Genomic DNA, 20,658 nt, shown 5'->3' on the forward strand with positions numbered 1-20,658 from the left:
AATATGCCTAAGCGATATAGTCCTACCGTGACCGAAGCGAAGTCCCCGGTGGACGCCCGGGTCCCGGATCTGCCGACGACCAGTTGGGCCGTGCTCGGCATGCTCTCGCACGCCGATGAGCTCTCCGGCTACGACCTGAAGAAATGGGCCGACTGGAGCCTGCAATTCTTCTATTGGAGCCCATCGTTCAGTCAGATCTACGCCGAGCTCAAACGCCTCGAGAAGTATGGCTACGCCACCTCGCGCACGGTGCTGCAGGACGACGGCGTGCGCGGCAAGCGGATGTACGCGATCACCGAGAGCGGCCGCGCCGCCGCGGCGCACTGGGTGAACCACGCGCCGGTGGAAGCGCCGGTGCTCAAGCACAGCGTCATGCTGCGCGCGTGGCTGGGTCATCTCGCCGAACCGGACCGACTGCGCGAAATCCTGACCGAGCACATCGGATATGCGGAGAAGATGCGCAAACTGGCCGAGGTCGACGCCGAGGGCGCCGATGAGAACCCGGACTGGGCCTATCCGGGGGCGGTATTGCGCTGGTGTGTGCGCCATTACGAGGCCGAGCGCGATTTCGCCAAGGAACTGCTCGCCGACGTGGACAAACTCGCCGATCGAGCCCCGCAGAAGAAGACGGCGAAGGGTAAAGGTCGCCGCGCTTCCTGAATTCGTCCACTCACCGGGACGCGCGCTTCCTATGACTAGTCGAAATACTTCTACTAGTCATATAGGAGGAGGTGGTCATGCGTACCGAGTTCGCAGATCAGCGTCGCACGATCGGGTCGGCGCTGGATCCCATTGAGACTGCTCTGGCCGCGCTCGCGGCGGGCGGCATGGTCGTCGTGGTCGACGATGAGAATCGGGAGAACGAGGGCGATCTGGTGTTGGCCGCCGCCTTGGCGACGCCGGAATCGATCGCCTTCATGGTTCGGCACACCAGCGGCGTGCTGTGCGCGCCGCTCGCCGGTGCGGATCTGGACCGGCTCCGGCTGCCACCGATGACGCCGGTCAACGAGGATCCCAAGGGTACGGCGTATACGGTGTCGGTGGATGCGGCGTCCGGTGTGACGACCGGGATATCGGCCGCCGACCGCGCGCATACGGTGCGCGCGCTGGCCGATCCGCGCACCGGACCGGACGATCTGACCAGACCGGGCCACGTCTTCCCGCTGCGCGCGCATCCCAGCGGTGTGCTCGGCCGTGCCGGACATACCGAGGCCGCTGTCGACCTGACCCGCTTGGCCGGACTCCGGCCGGCCGGTGTGATCGCCGAAATCGTGAACGACGACGGATCGATGGCGCGCCTTCCGCAACTGCTCGCGTTCGCCGAAACCCATGCACTGCCGATTATTTCGATCGCCGATCTGATCGAGTACCGCCGCCGCGTCGAGCACACCCTGACCCGGGTGGTCGAGACCCGCCTGCCGACCCGATTCGGCGAGTTCCGCGTCGTCGGATATCGCGACGAGGTGTCCGGAACCGAAACGCTCGCATTGGTTTTCGGTGATCCGGGCCGGGAATCGGTATTGACCCGGCTGCATTCGGAATGCCTCACCGGTGATGCCCTCGGCTCGCTGCGCTGCGATTGCGGCGATCAGCTCGACGCCGCGCTGCGGGCGGTCGCCGAGGAGGGCAGTGGTGTGGTGATCTACCTGCGTGGCCAGGAGGGCCGTGGCATCGGGTTGTTGAACAAATTGCGGGCGTATGAATTACAGGACCGCGGGGCCGATACCGTCGAAGCGAATCTGGCGCTCGGGTTGCCGGTCGATGCCCGCAGGTATGCGGCGGGTGCGCAGGTGCTCGCCGATCTCGGTATCCGCTCGGTGCGGCTGCTGAGCAACAATCCGGCCAAACAGCAGGGTTTGGAAGACTATGGGGTCACGGTGGTGCGGCGGCTGTCGCTGCAGGCGACGCCGACCGAACACAACATCCGCTACCTGCGCGCCAAGCGCGATCGGATGGATCATCAACTCTCGGGCGTCGACGCGGAACCGGCAAGAGTTAGCTCGTAAGGACGGATCTTTTCCGATCTTCGGCGACGGCGCCGAGCCGAATGCTGGCTATTTGCCGTGAGATTGCCGACATGTGAGTGTTTCACTACGGAGATTTTTCGTTCGAGTCATACGCTGCTGGTCGGTTTGCTTTCCTGATCGGGTCAGGATCGAGAGTCCGCGAGTTGGGTGAGCCGGAAGTCGGGGACAGCGGTGCACCGAATACCGATCAGACAGCAGCGTTTCCGTTCGAGGTGGTTGTGGACGTCCGTTGGCGCGCTGCTCGGCGCGGTGGCCATGGCGCTCTGGATCGCCAGACCCCAGCCGCAGCCGTCCTGCGCTGCCACGCGGTCGGTTCCCGATATCGGGACCACATCGCGAATGATGGTGGCCACCGGCAGTACCGGCGTCGTGAACTGGCATACCGCGGAGGCGTCGATACCCGCACGGCGGGGGGAGGCGCGCTACTACGCCTTCGGTCCCGGCGTTGCCTGTTCGTTCACTGGGCTGCCGACCAGTGGCTTCTATGTGGGAATCTCCACCGCGGAGTACGCCCACGCCGATTTGTGTGGCGCCTATCTCGATGTGCACGGCCCGCTCGGTGACGTCCGGGTGCTCATCGCCGATCGCTGTCCGGGATGTGCTCCGGGACAACTGGATTTGTCCACCGCCGCCTTCGAACAGATCGCGGACCGGTCCGATGGCGTCGCGCAGGTCCGCTATGCCGTGGTCCGCGATCCCTTTCCCGCACCCGAACTGAGCTACGAGCTGAAGCCGGACTCGTCAGCGAATTGGCTGGCCATGCTGGTCACCGGATCGGGAAATCCCATCCAGCGGGTGGCATTACGGTCCGTACCGGACAACGGCCCGTGGCTCGAGCTCGACCGCGGCGTGGACAACTACTGGACGATCAGCGGTGCGGGACCCGGACCGTTCTCGGCCCGGGTAACCGATGTCCGCGGACATCAGGTGGAGATATCCGGGATCTTCCTGGAGCAGGGTCCACGCGAAACCGGCCTGAGCCTCTACACCGAGCCGATCCCGGAACCGCCGTCCGCACCGACGACGGCGGTCCCCATCATCGCGCCGCAGGCACCATTGGGCCTCGCCGCGACCGGCTGTAAGGGGTAGCGGTCAGCCGAGTTTCGCGATGGCTCGACCGGCGGCTCGGCCGGAGAAGATGCAACCGCCGAGGAAGGTGCCCTCCAGTGCGTTGTATCCGTGCACACCGCCGCCGCCGAATCCGGCCACCTCGCCCGCGGCGTAGAGCCCGGGCAGCGGTGTCCCGTCCGGACGCATGACCTGGGAGTCCAGATTGGTCTGCAGTCCGCCGAGGGTCTTGCGGGTCAGGATATTGAGCCGCACCGCGATCAGCGGACCGTGCGCCGGATCCAGGATGCGGTGTGGTTTGGCCACCCGGCCCGCCTTATCGCCGAAGTACTGGCGCGCGTTGCTGATCGCCATCAACTGGGCGTCCTTGGAATACTTATTGGCGACGTCACGGTCACGAGCGATGATCTGGCGCTCCAGATCGTCGAAGTCCAATTGCGGACCGCGCGCGATCTTGTTCATGCCATCGACCAACTCGCGCAGGGTATTCGCGACGACGAAGTCGACCCCGTGCTGTTTGAATGCCTCGACCGGGCCGGGCGCGCCCTTGGCCACCCGGCTCTTGAGCGTCAGCTTGAGATCCTTGCCGGTGATATCCGGATTCTGCTCGGAGCCCGAGAGCGCGAACTCCTTCTCGATGATCGACTGGGTGAGCACGAACCAGGAGTAGTCGTAGCCGGTGGCCAGAATCTCCTTCATCGTGGAGTTGGTATCGAACCCTGGGAAACACGGTGCAGGCAAACGCTTTCCATTGGCATCGAACCACAGCGAGGACGGGCCCGGGATGATCCGAATGGCGTGGTCGGGCCAGATCGGATTCCAATTGATAATGCCCTCGGTGTAGTGCCACATGCGATCCCGATTGACGATCGCGCCGCCCGCGGCCTCGGAAATGCCGAGCATCCGTCCGTCCACATGTGCGGGGACACCGGAGATCATGGTCTCCGGCGCGGGACCGAGCCGTTCGGTGGGCCAGTTGCGGCGGATGAGTTCGTGATTGTGGCCGATGCCGCCGGAGGTCACGATGACCGCTTTGGCGCGGAATTCGAAGTCGCCGACCACATTTCGGGAGGAGGCCCGGCCGCGTTCCAGCTCGGTCGGCTCCAGCACACTGCCGCGCACACCGACCACCGCGCCGTCCTCGACGATCAACTCGTCGACCCGATGCCGGAAGCTGAAGCCGACCAGGCCGCGCTGCTCGCCCTCGAGCACCGGCTCCTGGAAGACCCGCACCACCTCGGGGCCGGTGCCCCAGGTGAGGTGGAAGCGCGGTACGGAATTGCCGTGCCCGTCGGCGAACGCACCGCCACGCTCGGCCCAGCCGACCAAGGGGGTCACCCGCAAACCCAACTCGTGCAGATAGTCCCGCTTCTCGGTGGCCGCGAAGCGCACATAGGCCTGCGCCCACTGGCGGGCCCAGTGGTCCTGGTCGTCGCGATCGAAACCCGCCGAGCCGAGCCAATCCTGCATGGCCAGTTCGTAGGAATCCTTGATGCCGAGGCGGCGCTGCTCCGGACTGTCCACGAAGAACAGCCCACCGAGCGACCAGAACGCCTGGCCGCCGAGGTTATTGCGATTCTCCTGATCCAGCACATGCACCTTGCGGCCCGCCTTGACCAGTTCGTGGGTCGCCACGAGACCGGCCAGGCCAGCACCGACAACGATGACATCCGCCTCGTGCGCGGATTCAGGACTCGGGTTGGACATGGTCATCCTTCGGTTTCGGTGCTGTAGGCCAGCACGATGTGGCAGAACAGATCGGTGCGCCGCGTGCGCACTTTGCGGCTGCGGGGTTCCATCAGCACCTGTACGGCGGTGCCGTCGTGCACCGCGACCAGGGCCTGACCGAGTGCGACGGGATCGGGAACGGTCCGGCCGATGCGCGAGAGTGCGGTGACGATGGTCGGCATCAGTGCCGCGACGATCGCCTCCTCGCGTTCGGCCATGACCTGCCGCAGCCCGGGCGTGCGCAGCGCGTGCGTGGTGAACTCCGCGGTGATGCGGTACCAATCCTCATCGATCGGCACGGCGCGGTCCAGGCGCTCGACCGCGGTACGGACATCGACGACACCATCGACCGAGAAGTCGTCCAGCGTCGCCCGGACACCGGCGATCATGGCGGCCGAACGCTGCTCCCACATGGCCAGGAACAACTCGTCAAGGGAGGTGAAGTTGGAGTAGAACGCGCCGCGGGTGAAACCGGCCCGATCGCATACGCGCTCCACCGAAGCCCGGCCGAAACCCTCCTCGGCGAAGACCTCGTAGGCGGCGGTGAGCAGGCGCCTACGGGTCTCGGTGCGGCGGCGGGTCACCCGGCGCGCCGGGGTGGCCGCATCGGTTGTCGATGCCACTGCGCACCTCCTCGGGCGGCCAGTTCGATACAGGAATGTATTCAATACAGAAATGTATCAGAAGCTCGACTCACCGTCGGCGAAACGGCTGGACCGGTGCGGTCGGCGTGGATAATCCGAAAGGACCGTCCCCCTGTCGGTGAGGAGTGATCGGTATGAATGCGAGTGCGGGCACGCAGATGACCGGCTGGCGGGTGCGGCGGCCGGGGCCGATCGATGGCGGACCGCTGGACGCGGTCCGGGAACCGCTGCCGGCGCCCGGGCCCGGTGAACTGCTGGTCGGGGTGCTGGCGTGCGGGGTCTGCCGGACCGACCTGCATGTGGCCGAGGGGGATCTGCCGGTGCATCGGCCCGGTGTGGTGCCGGGGCACGAGGTCGTCGGGGAGGTGGTGGCGCTCGGGCCGACGGTGTCGGAGTTCGCCATCGGTGATCGCGTCGGTATCGCCTGGTTGCGCCACACCTGCGGCAGCTGCCGATACTGCCTGCGCGGCGCGGAGAATCTCTGCCCGTATTCGGAGTACACCGGCTGGGACTCCGACGGCGGATACGCCGAATATGCCACTGTCCCAGCGGCTTACGCCCATCGGCTGCCCGCCGGCTACACCGATGTGGAGACCGCGCCGCTGCTGTGCGCTGGCATCATCGGCTACCGGGCGCTACAGCGCGCGGATCTGCCCCAGGGTGGACGACTCGGGATCTACGGCTTCGGCGGCAGTGCGCATATCGCCGCGCAGGTCGCGCTGGCGCGCGGCGCCGAGGTGCACGTGATGACCAGGGATGCGGCCGCGCGCGAGTTGGCCAGCGACCTCGGGGCCGCCTCGGTACAGGGCGCGGCGGATCCGCCTCCGGTCCAACTGGATTCGGCGATCTTGTTCGCACCGATCGGCGAGCTGGTGCCGCCCGCGCTCGAAGCGCTCGATCGCGGCGGCGTGCTCGCCATCGCGGGCATTCATCTCAGTGATATCCCGTCGCTGAACTATCAGCGGCACCTGTTCCAGGAGCGCGAGATTCGCTCGGTGACTGCCAACACCCGCGCCGACGCGCGCGAATTCCTCACGCTGGCTGGCGAACACCGGATACATGTGACGACAACTGGGTACTCCCTCGGTACGGCAGATCGAGCTCTCGCGGATCTCGCACACGGACGTTTCACCGGCGCAGCGGTTCTCATCCCCTGAGCGCCGAAACTTCCATGGGCGGACGGGATTACCAGGACACGATTCAGCGTTGATTAGATCTCGCTTCAGCTGAGTTGCTTGAAGCAACTCTCCATCGTCCTTACCTTGGCGGATATAGCCGGTTGACTCTTGTCACTGACAAGAGTCAACCGGCTTCTCACAACGGCGTGAGAGGTGATCACGATGGAAATCCGGAAGGTAAAAGTATTCGACAAGCGGCGGCTGGCACGAGTATTGGCTGTGCTATTGCTCGTGGCCGGAGCCGGGGCGGTGACCAGTACGGGCGCGCAGGCACGGGCGGACTGTGCCGACGTCGATGTGGTCGTGGCCAGGGGCACCGGGGAACCCGGGTGGCTCGGCTCCGTTGTCGGCGATCCGCTGTACGGCACACTGCTGCAGGCACTTCCGGTCAGTAGCAGCGCCTACCGGGTGGACTATCCGGCGGATCTGCTCGACCCCACCTCGCTCAGCCGCGGCACCCAGGATATGACCGACCATGTCATCCGGCAGTCGCAGATGTGCCCGGATCAGCAGTTCATCCTGGTCGGCTACTCGCAGGGTGCGGCCGTCGTACACGGCGTGGTCGGCACTGGCATCGTGACCGCATTGCCCGGGATCTACGTGCTCCCCGGCGATCTCGAATGGAAGGTGTCCGCGGTTCTGTTGTTCGGCGACCCCCTGCGCCTGATCGGCTGGGGCGTCCCCGGCAACTACGCCTGGAAGACCGCCGACTACTGCACCGCCGGTGATCCGGTCTGCGGTGGCGGCCTCGACCCGAGCCAGCACGGGAACTACGGCTGGGCATTCTGGCCGGCCGCGGAGTTCGCGGCGGGCCGGGTGTAGGCCGGGAAATCCGCGCGGCGGGGTCGCAGATCGGCCCCGCCGCCGGTGTGTTCGCGCGGGATTCATACCGATGGCACCCGGGCATGGGAAAGTCGGAAGCATGACTGTGCACCATCGCATCGGCATGATCGTCGCGGGACTCGTGAGCATCGCCCTGGTGGCGGGGTGCGGTACCGCATCGGAGGGCAGCGGCCCGGTCACTTCGTCGGTGCCCGGGGTGATCCCCCTGATCTCGACCAACGATCTGCGCGGGGCGCAGTCGAACGAGGTACATCTGTTCGGGCTCAACGATTTACACGGCAATCTCCAGCCGCCTGCCGGTTCCACCGGCAAGATCGCCGGATACGATGCGGGCGGCGCCGCGTATCTGGCCACCCATCTGGCACGGCTGAAACAGGCCTATCCGGCCAGTGCCGTGGTGGCGGCGGGTGACAATATCGGCGCGAGCCCGCTGGTCTCCGGACTGTTCCACGACGAGCCGACCATTACCTTTCTGAACTCCATCGGATTGGCCGCCTCCGCGGTGGGCAATCACGAATTCGACAGCGGCGTCATCGAATTGGCCCGGCTGCGCGAGGGTGGTTGCGCGCTCGCGGGCTGCTCGCCAGGTGCGCCGTTCACCGGTGCGAAGTTCCTGTATCTGGCCGCCAATGTCACCGACGCCGAGGGCAAGCTGCCGCCGACGCTGCGCCCGTGGACGATGCTCGAGGTCGGCGGACACAAGATCGGTGTCATCGGCACGGTGACCCCGGAGACTGCGAGTATCGTTCTCCCCGAAGGCATTCGGGGCTACACCTTCGGCGATGAGGTCGCGGCCATCAATCGGTACGTTCCCGAGGTGACGGCGGCGGGCGCGCAGACCGTGGTGGCGCTGCTGCACGACGGTGGAGTGCAGAAACCGGCCCAGAATGTCGCGATCGACTACAACGGATGCGCGAATATCTCCCCCGAGGTCACCGCCTTGGCCACCGGCGTTGATCCGGCGGTGCGGGTGCTGCTCACCGGGCATTCGCATCAGCCGTATGTCTGCACCATCGATGGCAAGGTGGTCACCCAGGCCGCCTCCTATGGTCGGCTGATCACCGATATCACCCTGCGCTTCGGTGCCGAGGGCGTGCAGGCCTCGGCGGTGAACCGGGTGGTGACCCGCGATGTCACCCCGGATGCGGCCACCACCGCCCTGATCGACTTCTATGCCGAACAGGCCAAGCCGCGCGCGGATCGGCCGGTCGGCATCGCGGCCGCCTCGCTGCCGCACGAACCGGCGGGTTCCGGCGAATCACCGCTGGGTGATGTGATCGCCGACTCGATGCTCTCGGTGACCGCGGCCGCGCCCGCCGCGGCGGTGGCCGCGTTCATGAATCCGGGCGGGGTGCGCACCGACCTGAAGTCCGGTGAGATCACCTACGGCGATATCTATACGGTCCAGCCGTTCGGCAATCAGGTGGTCACCATCACACTGACCGGCAGTCAGATCCTGCGCCTGCTCGAACAGCAATGGAATATCTCGGGCAAGCCGACCGTCCTCTCACCCGCCGGGCTCACCTACACCTATGTCGAATCCGGCCCGAAGGGCGGCAAGGTGGTGGCCGACAGCGTGCGCATCGGCGGCCAGCCGCTCAATCCGGTCGCCACCTACCGCATCACCACCAACAGTTTCCTGGCCTCCGGCGGCGATGGCTTCACCGTCTTCACCGAGGGCGCCGACAAGACGGTCGGCCCCATCGATCTCGACGCCTTCGAGTCCTATCTGCGGGGCCGTCCACCGCTCGATTCGCCGCCAGCCCGCACCGAGAAGCGCTGAGCCGGTCGCGGCGGTCTCGAGACGGCGACGGCCATCGCGCACGGGGATACGATCGGAGACGACGACGTTCCTCCGATCACCAGGGGGCACCAGATGGATCCCTTCACTGCCACCCCGAATCTGCGCGCGGCCGACGCCGATCGGGAAGAGGTCGTCGACGCGCTGAAACACAACTTTCAACTAGGTCGTCTCGATGCCGACGAACTGAGCGATCGGATCGGACAAGCCCTGTGCGCCAGGACCTTCGGTGATCTGGGCGTGGCGATGGCGGGCTTGCCGCCGATCCAGCGCGCTGTGCCGCAGCCGGTCTACCGGCCCTACCCGCGTGCGGTCAATCGGGCCAATCCGCTGGCCATCGCATCGCTGGTACTCGGTCTGCTCGGCGTGTGCTGCGGACTCTCGGCGCCGCTCGCGCTCATTCTCGGCATCATCGGGCTGACCGAGGAGCGGAAGAACCCGGATCCGCGTCCGGCGACCGCGATCGCCGGTATCACGATCGCCGTGACCTTTGGCATCGTCTGGTTGATCGTGTGGGCAAACACGCTGTCCTGATTGGGGATTCGCGCCCGAGAATTATCTGAATACTGTTGTAACACATAATATTCGCGACTCTGGTTGGTGACCAGTCACACAGCGAAGTCGGCCGTCATTTGCTTGCCGGGGGCTAGCCGGGCCGATTAAAGTTACCGATCAGTAGGAGCGTTCCTACTCCGGCCCGACAATTGTTGTCCGGAGGCCGAATCAATGATGTCCGCATTCACTGCTGCATGCCGGGCGCGCATGTGTGACAACTCAATTCGAGTGCGACAGCAGGAGGATGTGCGATGACGACTTTCATCGTGACGGGCGGAACCGGGTTTTTGGGCCGACGGGTCGTGCAGGAACTCCTGGAGGCCGATTCCGAGGCCATTGTGCATGTGCTGGTTCGTACCGCGTCGGTGGCGAAATTCAGCGAACTCGCCGCGGGCTGGACCGGCGGCGAACGCGCCTTTCCGATGCTCGGTGATCTGACCGCCGATGGCCTCGGACTGATCGAGGACGCACCGAAGGCCGATCATGTGATCCACCTCGGCGCGGTCTACGACATGACCGCCGATGAGGAGACCGCACATGCGGCCAATGTCGCCGGCACCCGCTCGGTGCTCGAACTGGCCCGCGAACTGGGCGCGGTGCTGCACCACGTCTCGTCGGTGGCCGTGGCCGGTGACCACAGGGGCAAATTCTTCGAGGAGGACTTCGACCTCGGCCAGCGGCTGACCTCGCCGTATCACCGCACCAAATTCGCCGCGGAGAAGATGGTCCGCGAGTCCGAGGGCGTGCGCTGGCGGGTTTACCGGCCCGCGATCGTGGTCGGCGATTCCCGCACCGGCGAGATGGACAAGATCGACGGTCCGTACTACTTCTTCCCGGCCATTTCCCGCCTCGGCGCACTTCCGGCCGAACTGCCGATGCTGCTGCCCGAACTGGGCGCGACCAATATCGTGCCGGTCGACTATGTGGCGGGCGCGATGGTCGAACTGGTGCGTCGCGCCGGACTGGACGGGCGCACCTTCCATCTGGTCAACCCGGAGCCGCAGCCGTTCGGCGAGATCTACGGCGCACTTGCCGCCGCGGCGGGCGCCCCGACCGGCATCGGCACGGTGCCCGGCAGCGGGCTCGCGCTGAGCGGGCTCTCGCATATCCCGGGTGTCGCGACGGTTCGCGATTTCCTGTTGGAGCAGTTGGGAATTCCCGCCGCTGTCGCGCCGCACGCCTCGTTCTCGGCGGAGTTCGTCGCCGACTCCACCCGGTCGCAGTTGCGCGGAACGGGTTTGGCGGTGCCGTCCTTCGACAGTTACGCCGAGCGACTGTGGCGATACTGGGCCGAGAATCTCGACCCGAACCGGGATCGGCCCGGCGACAGCGGTGACCCGCTGGACGGGCGCGTCATTCTGATCACCGGTGCGTCCTCCGGCATCGGCCTGGCCACCGCGCATGCCGTGGCGCAGCGCGGTGCAACCGTCATCATGGTTGCGCGCGGTGTCGATGATCTGGTGGCCGCCGCGGAGTCGGTGCGCGCCGAAGGCGGTGTCGCACACGCCTATCCGTGCGATATCACCGATTCCGACGGTGTCGAGGATTTGGTCGCCGCGGTGCTCGCCGATCACGGTCATGTCGATTATCTGGTGAACAATGCGGGCCGCTCGATCCGCCGCTCGGTGGTGAATTCCACCGACCGCATGCACGATTTCGAGCGGACCATGGCGGTGAATTACTTCGGCGCGGTACGGCTCATCCTGGCGTTGTTGCCATCCATGCGGGCGCGGCGTTTCGGACACATCGTCAATATCTCGTCGATTGCCGTGCAGACGAAGGTGCCGCGATTTGCCGCGTATGTGGCGAGTAAATCGGCGCTGGACAACTTCAGCGAAATCGCCGCCGTCGAAAACCGGGATGCGGGAATCACTTTCACCTCGGTCCGCATGCCGCTGGTGCGCACCCCGATGATCGCGCCTACCGACCTCTACCGTTCACTGCCGGTGCCGGATCCGGACCGCGCCGCCGAAATCGTGGTGCGTGCCATCGAGGATCGCCCGCATCGGATCGACACCCCGGTCGGCACCTTCGCCCAGGCGGTCGAACTGCTGATGCCCTCGGTCAAGCGGACGATCATGCACCAGGGATTCCGGTGGTTCGGCGAATCGCATGCGGCACAGGGCAAGCCGACGGAGGTGCCCGCCGCCGAAGCAGCGGAGCAGGAAGCGGAATCGGGCCGCGGCGCTCTGTCCTACCTCGCACCGGTCGTGCTGCCCCTGATGGCGCTGCCGAGTCCGGCCGCCCGGGTCACCCGCGTGATCCCCGGCCTGCATTGGTGATGACGTCATAATGGCCTGGTGGCCAAGGCATATAGCACCGGCACCGTCAAGTTCTACAAGGCGGAGAAGGGGTGGGGGGCGATCTCCTCACCCGACCTGCCAGCGGGATGCGATGCCTGGGTCTCCTTCAGCTGCATCGATGGCGACGGGTTTCGGACGCTGACCGAAGGCGACCGGGTCGAGTTCAGGTACGAGCAGGCACAGCAGGACAGCTTCCGGTACCGGGCAACGTGGGTCCGGAAGGTCTGAGTTCATTCGCCCTGGGGCGTGGGACGTTCGGCCCTGGTGTGGAGGAGGGGTGTTTCGTATTCTGGCGGGGCCGACCCACCGTATTCCCGTGGCGCAGTGGCGGTCCGGTGCCGCAACGGTGACGAATCCCGGGACAGGGGGGACCGTCGAACTCGTGGCAGGGGTAGCGGTCGTGAGAGTTCCTAGGATTAGCGTGGGGCAGTTCGATCAGTTGACCGATGAGTTCTTCTCGGCCCTCGAGTTTCTGACGAAGCTGTCGGCCGATGACGGCGGGATGGCCGCCCTGTGCGGCGCCTGTGTCCGGGTGCTGCCGGTGCAGCGTGCGGCCATCCTGATTCAAGAGCGCGATGCCGGACTCCAGCCGTGGTGTGCCAGCGATTCGGTCGCGGCGCGGGTGGCGGCGGTGCAGGCCACCGCGGGGCAGGGTCCGGCCGTGGACGCCGTCGCCACCGGGGTGCCGGTGCTGGTCGACGATCTGGGCGCGACCGCCGAACGGTGGCCGGGCTTCGCTGATGAGTTGAACCGGGTGGCGGCGGCCGGATCGATGGTCGCGGTGCCATTGCAGATGGGTGTGGTGCGTTTCGGTGTGCTCGATCTGTATCGGGCGCATCCGGGGCGGCCGGAACCGGCGGTGATCTCGGCGGGGCTGCATATCGCCGATCTCGTCATCGCCCAGTTGATCGCCGGATCGGAGCGATCCGCACCCGCCGCGCTGTGGTGGGATCGGCCGCTGACCAGCCGCATCATCCACCAGGCCGCCGGAATCGTGATCGCGCAGTTGGGTATCGGCGCGCCGGATGCCTATGCACGGCTGCGTGCGCACGCGTTCGCGCGCGGGTTGTCGCTGGCCGAGGTCGCGCAATTGGTGGTGGACAACCGGATTCGCTTCGATACCTGAATCAGTCCGTCGCGTCGGGGTGCAGGTCGACGCGACCTTCGACCACCGTGCGCCGCTCCCGTCCGCGGAATCCACAGGGTAGCTGGACATTTCATGACCGGGCCGGAACGCCGAATTGCTGGTGTGCGAGTTCGCATAGCCATACCATGGAAATGTCAGCAAGTGCGGCGCGGGACTTGACGGGGACGATCGGCTTTCGCATGCGCGGGGTGATTCGGGTGGCTGACAATGAGGTGCTGGTTGCGGCGCGGCTCGCCGAACTACTCCCCGCGATCGGCGATACGGCGGAGATGGTGCGACAGCTGATGCACAGTGCCACCGCCGCACTGGATCTGGCGGGCTGCACCGTCATGCTGATGCCCGACGAGACGCTGACCGCCGATGAACAAACCCGCTTCGCGGCCGCCGCGCCGGAAGACTTCGTGGAAATCGAACTCTGCCAGCACAGCAGCGAACGCGGCCCGAGTGTGGACGCGTTCCGGACCGGCGCACCGATCGCGGTCGACGATATCGGTCGGCGCCGGGCGCGCTGGCCGGAGTTCTCCGCCGAGGCGGTCCGGCACGGGGTGGTGTCGCTGGCCGAGATTCCGATGCGGGTCGGCGGAACAACCGTCGGCACGCTCGGCCTGTACGGTCCGACGCCGCGGGTCTGGACCGCTCGCGACCTCTCGGTGGGCGCCCTGCTGGCCAGCATGGCGACCGGGCACATTCTGAATGCGAATGTCCTGCGCCGCCAACAGCGTTTGACCGCTCAGCTACAGCAAGCATTGGATTCGCGGATCGTCATCGAGCAGGCCAAGGGCGTGATCGCCAATGCCAGGCGGACCACCCCGGAGGCCGCCTTCGAGCTGATCCGGACCCATGCCCGCAAGAATCGGATCGCGGTGCAGGCGGTGGCGAAGGGCATCGTCGAACTCGGACTGCGCATTTGATCCGATCGATGGCGAAACCGCATTGGCGCACGCGCGCGGCACGGTATCCTGGCTGACGGCGGATTCCCGGCCCCAGCCCCCGGCCGGATCCCCTTCTCCGACAGGTCCGTCCATGCCCTCGACGGTCTGCTTCGACGCATCACTCAACCGTCGAATCCATCGCTTGTCGCATCATCTGTTCGTCTGGGGGCAATCGTGATCTTTCTCGTATCGCAACGGTCCGAACGAATTCCAACCACTGTGCGACCCATCGCCCACCCGGTTCGCGGACCGGTCGATGCCGGATCCGGTGAGCTCGATCCCGAATTGGTGCACCGCATCGGCGGCGGCGATCGGGACGCGTTCGCGCAGCTGTACCGCTGTACCCACGGTCTGGTCTACCGGCGCGTGCTGTCGATCGTCCGTGATCGTGGGTACGCCGAAGAGACCTGTCACGACGTCTATCTGGAGGTGTGGCGGTGCGCGGTCGGCTTCGACGAGCACCGCGGCTCGGTGCTGACCTGGTTGCGCATGCTGGCCCACCGCCAGGCCGTGGACCGGGTCCGCCGTGAGCGCGCCGCCATCGACCACAACCACTCCTGGGGCAGCCGGGACTATCAGCCGCCCACCGATGTGGTCGCCGAGGAGGCGCTGCGCCGAGATGAAAGGGAGGCGTTGCGCAAAAGTCTCACCAGTCTGACCGCACTGCAACACGAATCCATCTCCCTCGCTTACTATTCCGGCCTCACCTACCCGCAGGTGGCCGCACGCCTCGGCGTCGGCCTCCCCACGGTCAAATCCCGGATCCGCGCGGGGATCGAACACCTGAAGACCGATCTGGAGGAACCGCAGGACCCGGTCACGCCATAAGTGACTTCCAGAGGCTGCCGGTCCTTCGAGACTCGCGATATCGAACGGCGCCAGCGTCTCGGTCCGGTGTCGCGCTATTGCTGTCCAAGGTAGGCCGCATCCCCGGTGACACAGGCGGTTTGGCCGGAGTCATGACCTGGCTCGATGAATTCGACGACCTACTCATCTGTGAAGTTGTCCCGGGGTATCAGGCCTTCGACATGCTGAGCCGAGGTCGAGCGTTCACGCGAATCGGTTAGGCGTTGTCCAGTGTCGTGGCGACGGTGTCGGCGATATTCGCGCGAAAGGCCTTGGGGGAGAAGGTCATGGCGTGGGCGCGGATGGCGGCCGGGTCGTAGGCCGTTGGATCGAAGCGGCGCATTGCCTCGGCGAGGCCGTCGATGACCTGTTCATCGCTGCCGTGTGCGACGTACTCGCCGGTGATACCCGCATGCACGGTATCCAGGGCGCCACCCTGGTCGACCGCGAGAATCGGTGTGCCGCAGGCCATTGCCTCGACCGGGACGATGCCGAAATCCTCGATCCCCGGCATCAGCAGGGCCCGGCAGCGGCGGTACATATCGAGCAGGACGTCGAACGGGGTCGCGCCGAGGAAGGTGGTCTCGGTGCCCGCAATCGCGTCGAGTTGGGCGCGGAAGCGGCCGTCGCCGAGGACGACCAGGCGCACGCCAGCGCGCTGGGCGGCACGAATGGCCAGGTCCGGGCGCTTGTAGGGGACCAGGCGGCCCGCGACCAGGAAGAAGTCCTCGCGGGCAATGGCCGGGTCGGGGGTGAAGTCGTCGACCTGGACGGGTGGGTTGATGACTGTCGACGGGAGTCCCCACCAGTCGCGGATGCGATCGGCAACCGCATGGGAGTTGGCGACGATATGGGTCAGCCTCGGTGCGGCGCGCAATTCGGACCGACGGGCCAGGCGGCCGAGGGCGGTGAGTGCGAGTTGTCCCGCGCGCCCGCCCGCCTCCTGGGCGCGGAACTCGGGATCCCACGCCCAGCGTGCCGGACTGTGCACGTACACGATTGTCGGTGCGTCCGTGGCGAATACGGCCTGGGTGGCGAAGGCGTGATGACTGATCAGCACCGCGTCGAATCGCCCGCGCAGCGGGAGTCGGCGCAGCGCACGAGGCACCAAGGGCAGCAGCGGGGCATGCGATCGATGACCGGTCGCGGCGTGCGCGCGGCTGAGCCAGGTGTCGTGCACCGTGGTCAGCGGTGGCCGAATGCCGCCCGGGTCGACAATGGGCGCGAATATCGTTGCTTCGGGCCAGGTTTCGAGGAATTCGCCGACTACGGCCTCGGAGCCGCCGAATTCGGTGAACCGTTCGTGCACGATGCCGATCCGTGGCGATCTGGTCCCGTTGTGTGACAGGGTCATTCGGGCACCGAGTCGATGCGGCGCGGCGCTGCCGTGCGTCGGATGGCCGGTGCCACCGGGCGGCCCTCGAGCAGTCCGTCCACGCTGCCCTGCTCAATTGCCTTGCGGTACACGCTCGCCGCCTCGCGACAGGCAGCAATGGTCTGCGCGATATCGGATTCGGTATGCGCGGCCGAGGTGACAAAGGACTGACCGAGGACGCCGCGGTCCAGCAGTTCCTGCAGGAACAGGGTGCGGAACTCTTGGGAGGGCTGGCCGTTCGGATCGCGGGTCACGAAGATCAGGCAGGAGGGGCGGCCGAGGACCTCGAGGTAGTCGGCGATGCCGAGATCGGCGGCGAGCGCGTTCACCCCATCGGCGAGCAGACGACCGGCCTGCTCCATCCGCGCGATCGGATCGCCGGTGGTGTACTCGTGCGCGACGGCGCGAAATGCGGCCAGCGAGGCGGACTCCGGGCCGTGCGTGGTGGAGAGCAGGAAGACGCGATCGCGGTCGGTGCGCAACCCGCCGAGTTCCATGAATTCGCGCTTGCCAGCCAGTGCCGAGATCGGAAAGCCATTGCCCATGGCCTTGCCCCAGCACGACAGGTCCGGGGTGACCTCGTAGACGGCCTGCGCCCCGCCGACCGACCAGCGGAATCCGGTGATCATCTCATCGAAGATGAGCAGGCTGCGGTGCCGGTCGCAGAGCTCGCGCACACCCTGCAGAAAGCCGGGTTCGGGTTCGTGCAGTGCGGTGGCCGCCTCCATGACGACGGCGGCGACCGCGCCGGTGCTCAGCACGGCCGCCAGTGCGGGCAGATCGTTGTAGCGGAACTTCATGGTGCCCGCGGTGGCCTCGGCCGGGATGCCACTGGCCATCGGGGTGGTGCCGATGAACCAGTCGTCCACCGAGAAGAACGGTTGGTCGCAGACCGCGACGACGGTGCGCCCGGTGACGGCCCTGGCCAGCCGCACCGCGGCGGTGGTCGCATCGGAGCCGTTTTTGGCGAATTTGACCATATCGGCGCCGGGCACCAGCGACAGGAAATCCTGTGCGGCGAGCAATTCCAGTTCGGTCGGCCGACTGAAGCTGACGCCGTCGGCCATGGCCCTGGTCACCGCCTCCAAGACCGGGCGGTACCCGTGGCCGAGGGTGACCGAACGCAGCCCCATGCCGTACTCGATATAGCAATTGCCGTCGGCGTCCCAGACCCGGCAACCCTCCCCGCGCACCAGGATCGGGGCCATGAACTCCGGATATTGGTCGGGGCCGCGGGCATAGGTATGCGCGCCACCGGGTACCAGATCGTGCAGCCGTGCTTGCAGTTCATTACTGCGGGCGAAACGGTTGCGGCGGGCCACCGGGCCGTCGCGATCAATGTGGTCCATCATGAGTTCCTGGGCAGTGATGAGGCATGCACACACAGCGCCCCCGGCACGAATCTGCTTGCGCGCGATGGGTTCTCCGGTTCACTGTACGTCGGGTGGGCCGTCGTGTCCGCGCAACTCCGTCACGCCCGGTCGATAGGGGCAGTAACCGCCCACAGGTCGTGATCGGCCCTACGTCCGGTGGCGCCGACGAAGCAGCGCATCCGCCCCTCGCGCACCATGCCGACGCGCGCGGCGATATCGGCGGAATCGATATCGCCGGGTTCGATGGCGGTCGCCACCCGGCACAGGCCGAGCATGCTGAACGCGTGGTCGAGCAGCAGTCGGGTGGCCGTGATCCGGACGCGCTCACCGCCGATGGCGGGATCGGTCCACACGAACATCCGCGCATTGCGATCGAACATGTCCAGATCGAATAATCGGCATTCACCCGCGTAGTGGCCGTCCACCTCGATGGCCAGCGTCAGCCCGTGCGCCGAGCGCAAGCCCGGACGGGCGCACAGGAATTCGCGCAACCAGGGCAATCGCCCGTGCTTGCGCTGCCACGTCGCGGCGGGTGCGTTCGGATTCGGATCCAGCGCGTCGCGCGTCCGGACGCGGGCCGCGCGCCACCGCGACCAGTCCAGCAGTCGCCGACTGCGCAGCATCACCGCCGGATCGTCCGGATCGGTGAGCCGGACGGTGGGCGGCGAGCGCAGCGGATCGATCAGATGCAGTGCCCGGCCCGCGTAGTACCTGGCCGTGGCGACCAGTACCGTGGCCCGGCGCAGCGCGGTGTCGGATCTGGTGTCGGCTTTGGCGGGCCGGGCGGTATCCGGATGCTGGGTCGAGTGGTTGTCGATCCAGGCCCGCGCGAAACCGTCCGGCGGAATCGCCGCCTTGGTGATCGCCCACAGCTCGTGGTCGCGCCGGGCCCCGCCGACGTCGAAATACCTTGTCATCATTGCTTCGCGCTGGAAGCCGATCAGGGCGGCGCCCCGGGCGGTGGCGATATTGGCCGGTGAGATCGGGGCGGTGATGCGCTGCAGTCCGGCCGGTCCGAATCCGAAGTCCAGCATCAGCGAGGAGGCCAGGCCGCCGATACCGTGGCGCGCCACCTCCGCGTCCACCCAGACTCCCATTTCGGCGGAACCGGTTTCGGCCTCGATGGAGACGAGTTCGATCTGGCCAGCGAATCGCCCATCAACCTCGATGACCAATGACAGCATGCGGCCCGCCCGCGCCTCGGCGCGCACGCCGAGACATTCCCGGACCCACAGTTTCCCGGTGTGCCGCGCCGTCCAGTCCAGCGGCGAACTGGACCAGAACGGTTCGATACAGCGCTGATCGCGCAACCGGATCCGCCGCCATTGCGCGTAATCGTCGACCCGCGGCGGGCGCAACAGGACCGTCGTGGTGTGCAGCGTCATCGGCCCGAGCTGGATACCGGATAGCGAACCGCTCGACATGTTCACTCCCGGGGCCGCTGGCGACCGAGCGAGGTCGTTTTGACCGCGCCGTCCGTGCCGACCGACAGGCGCCAATAGCCACCCGCCGCGTCCTTCAGCACCATTCCGCTCTCTGGACGATCGGAAAGCCATGCGCCGCTGGACAATATGGCCGATCGCACGGTGCCGTCGGCGGCCTGGGCCTGGAAGATATCGGCATCGCTGTGTCCGGCACGTCCGACCATGGTGCCGCTGTACTGCGGCGCGTGCATGCCCTCGCGGCCCATCACCTGCCACTTTTCCGGGAACATGCCGGGCGCGAGATCGTCTGCGGCACTGGATATCAGATTGATCGCGGTGCCCTCCGGACAGCCCTTCGCATCGATGCGCAGTTCGATCGGCGGCTGTTCGGAATCCTTGTCGAACTGCACATTGGCCAGATACGGCTGACGACAGTAGATGAGGTCGAGGCCGACGGTGCGGGCGGCGACCTTGCAGTTGATCATCCCGAACTGGGCGGGTCCGCCGCGATCGCGCTGACCAACCGACAGTGCGGTATCGGCGCCCTCGAACCAGACATTGGTCAGCCACCAGTCATTGGCCGCGCCGTCGATGGTGATGTGTCGGTCGGTGGTGCGCGGATTCTCGTCGGAGACGAATTCGACATTGGTCAGCGACAGTCCGGCATTGTGGTCGTTGCCGGTGCCGAGCACCCCGACGTAGTTGCTGGTGAGTTTGGACGAGGTGACGTAGTTCTGGATGCAGGAGGTGATGATCCCGTAGCCGAAGTTGTTGATATCGCAGTTGACGAAGGCCGTTCCGCCGGTGTTGTTATCGAGTACGACGCCGCGCTGCTGCAGAAAGCGGGGATGATTCTCGCTGAGGTGGTTGCCGCGGATCACCACCCCGTCGAAGGAGCAGCGGAACGACTCCGACAGCTGTACGGCCGTCGCGCGGGGGCCGGTCAGGAAGAAGCCGATGCGGGAGAACCGCACGCGGTTGCGCTTGCGCAGGGTGATGAGCGTGACGTCGGCATCGCAGGTGACCAGCGTGACATCGCCGCCGTCGCCGAGAACCGTTGCGTAGTCGGGCAAGTCGGGCCAGGAACTCACCCGGTATCGGCCCGCGGGCAGATACAGCACGAGCGGCGCGTCCCCGACGGCGGCCGCCGAGCGGATCGCCGCGGTGTCATCGGCGACGCCGTCCCCAACGGCACCGAAGTCACGGACATTGCGCGCCGCGGGGGCGTCGGTGACATGCGGTGACCGGAATTCGATGCCGGGGGAGTCGTCGGAGGTACAGGCCGCCGCCAGTGGTAGCGCGGCCGCGGCACCGAGCGATGCGGCCAGCAGTCGTCGTCGACCCACGGCCTCGTAACGCCCACTCGCCGCCCGACCGCCACCCCCCATCGAACCGATTGACAATGCCGAACGTC

At 66.5% G+C, this 20,658-nt stretch carries 18 protein-coding genes; 12 read left to right on the forward strand and 6 right to left on the reverse strand.

The features are described 5' to 3' along the window. Nucleotides 1-27 precede the first annotated feature (27 nt). The 3 genes from ABZ293_RS08475 to ABZ293_RS08485 all read left to right on the forward strand — a co-directional run bounded on the left by ABZ293_RS08475 (nucleotide 28) and on the right by ABZ293_RS08485 (nucleotide 3,116). Nucleotides 28-660 (forward strand): PadR family transcriptional regulator, encoded by a 633-nt coding sequence (locus tag ABZ293_RS08475; RefSeq protein WP_355178602.1) that lies wholly within the window; start codon nucleotides 28-30, stop codon nucleotides 658-660. Nucleotides 661-737: 77 nt separating this feature from the next. Continuing rightward, nucleotides 738-2,006, forward strand: a complete 1,269-nt coding sequence (locus ABZ293_RS08480) for a bifunctional 3,4-dihydroxy-2-butanone-4-phosphate synthase/GTP cyclohydrolase II (RefSeq protein ID WP_355178604.1) — start codon at nucleotides 738-740, stop codon at nucleotides 2,004-2,006. 237 nt (nucleotides 2,007-2,243) lie between these two features. Continuing rightward, complete coding sequence (locus ABZ293_RS08485; protein ID WP_355178606.1) at nucleotides 2,244-3,116, forward strand: expansin EXLX1 family cellulose-binding protein; 873 nt, start codon at nucleotides 2,244-2,246, stop codon at nucleotides 3,114-3,116. A 3-nt stretch (nucleotides 3,117-3,119) separates the two neighbouring features. On the opposite strand, the gene ABZ293_RS08490 is transcribed toward ABZ293_RS08485, so the two are convergent. Then, nucleotides 3,120-4,808 carry an FAD-binding dehydrogenase gene (locus tag ABZ293_RS08490; protein WP_355178608.1) on the reverse strand — a complete coding sequence of 563 codons (1,689 nt, stop codon included), beginning with the start codon at nucleotides 4,806-4,808 and terminating at the stop codon, nucleotides 3,120-3,122. After that, nucleotides 4,805-5,446 (reverse strand): TetR/AcrR family transcriptional regulator, encoded by a 642-nt coding sequence (locus tag ABZ293_RS08495; RefSeq protein WP_355178610.1) that lies wholly within the window; start codon nucleotides 5,444-5,446, stop codon nucleotides 4,805-4,807. Before ABZ293_RS08495 ends, ABZ293_RS08490 begins: the two co-directional genes overlap by 4 nt. A gap of 179 nt (nucleotides 5,447-5,625) precedes the next feature. Here ABZ293_RS08495 and ABZ293_RS08500 point away from each other — a divergent pair, with 179 nt between their 5' ends. From ABZ293_RS08500 to ABZ293_RS08540, 9 genes are all read left to right on the forward strand, one after another. Next, nucleotides 5,626-6,624, forward strand: coding sequence for a zinc-binding alcohol dehydrogenase family protein (locus ABZ293_RS08500; RefSeq protein ID WP_355179107.1), 999 nt, complete (start codon nucleotides 5,626-5,628; stop codon nucleotides 6,622-6,624). A 183-nt stretch (nucleotides 6,625-6,807) separates the two neighbouring features. Beyond that, nucleotides 6,808-7,467 carry a cutinase family protein gene (locus ABZ293_RS08505; RefSeq protein ID WP_355178612.1) on the forward strand — a complete coding sequence of 220 codons (660 nt, stop codon included), beginning with the start codon at nucleotides 6,808-6,810 and terminating at the stop codon, nucleotides 7,465-7,467. Between the two features lie 100 nt (nucleotides 7,468-7,567). Then, a complete protein-coding gene (locus ABZ293_RS08510) occupies nucleotides 7,568-9,271 on the forward strand; it encodes a 5'-nucleotidase C-terminal domain-containing protein (protein WP_355178614.1) in 1,704 nt (567 codons plus the stop codon). Between the two features lie 93 nt (nucleotides 9,272-9,364). Continuing rightward, nucleotides 9,365-9,823, forward strand: a complete 459-nt coding sequence (locus tag ABZ293_RS08515) for a DUF1707 and DUF4190 domain-containing protein (protein ID WP_355178616.1) — start codon at nucleotides 9,365-9,367, stop codon at nucleotides 9,821-9,823. 272 nt (nucleotides 9,824-10,095) lie between these two features. After that, nucleotides 10,096-12,126, forward strand: coding sequence for an SDR family oxidoreductase (locus tag ABZ293_RS08520; protein WP_355178618.1), 2,031 nt, complete (start codon nucleotides 10,096-10,098; stop codon nucleotides 12,124-12,126). Nucleotides 12,127-12,144: 18 nt separating this feature from the next. After that, complete coding sequence (locus ABZ293_RS08525; protein WP_354960837.1) at nucleotides 12,145-12,375, forward strand: cold shock domain-containing protein; 231 nt, start codon at nucleotides 12,145-12,147, stop codon at nucleotides 12,373-12,375. Nucleotides 12,376-12,568: 193 nt separating this feature from the next. Next, nucleotides 12,569-13,273 carry a GAF and ANTAR domain-containing protein gene (locus tag ABZ293_RS08530; protein ID WP_355178620.1) on the forward strand — a complete coding sequence of 235 codons (705 nt, stop codon included), beginning with the start codon at nucleotides 12,569-12,571 and terminating at the stop codon, nucleotides 13,271-13,273. A 218-nt stretch (nucleotides 13,274-13,491) separates the two neighbouring features. Continuing rightward, entirely contained in the window at nucleotides 13,492-14,205 is a 714-nt protein-coding gene (locus ABZ293_RS08535) for a GAF and ANTAR domain-containing protein (RefSeq protein WP_355178622.1), read from the forward strand. Between the two features lie 240 nt (nucleotides 14,206-14,445). Next, entirely contained in the window at nucleotides 14,446-15,054 is a 609-nt protein-coding gene (locus ABZ293_RS08540; protein WP_355178624.1) for a sigma-70 family RNA polymerase sigma factor, read from the forward strand. A gap of 235 nt (nucleotides 15,055-15,289) precedes the next feature. On the opposite strand, the gene ABZ293_RS08545 is transcribed toward ABZ293_RS08540, so the two are convergent. The 4 genes from ABZ293_RS08545 to ABZ293_RS08560 all read right to left on the reverse strand — a co-directional run bounded on the left by ABZ293_RS08545 (nucleotide 15,290) and on the right by ABZ293_RS08560 (nucleotide 20,632). Beyond that, nucleotides 15,290-16,426, reverse strand: coding sequence for a glycosyltransferase (locus ABZ293_RS08545; protein WP_355178626.1), 1,137 nt, complete (start codon nucleotides 16,424-16,426; stop codon nucleotides 15,290-15,292). Beyond that, entirely contained in the window at nucleotides 16,423-17,796 is a 1,374-nt protein-coding gene (locus tag ABZ293_RS08550; RefSeq protein ID WP_355178628.1) for a glutamate-1-semialdehyde 2,1-aminomutase, read from the reverse strand. Before ABZ293_RS08550 ends, ABZ293_RS08545 begins: the two co-directional genes overlap by 4 nt. Before the next feature lie 122 nt (nucleotides 17,797-17,918). Further along, complete coding sequence (locus tag ABZ293_RS08555; RefSeq protein ID WP_355178630.1) at nucleotides 17,919-19,244, reverse strand: GNAT family protein; 1,326 nt, start codon at nucleotides 19,242-19,244, stop codon at nucleotides 17,919-17,921. A 2-nt stretch (nucleotides 19,245-19,246) separates the two neighbouring features. Then, entirely contained in the window at nucleotides 19,247-20,632 is a 1,386-nt protein-coding gene (locus tag ABZ293_RS08560; RefSeq protein ID WP_355178632.1) for a glycosyl hydrolase family 28-related protein, read from the reverse strand. Nucleotides 20,633-20,658: the final 26 nt, after the last annotated feature.

The sequence above is a fragment of the Nocardia sp. NPDC005998 genome (assembly GCF_040614395.1).
Taxonomy (GTDB): domain Bacteria; phylum Actinomycetota; class Actinomycetes; order Mycobacteriales; family Mycobacteriaceae; genus Nocardia.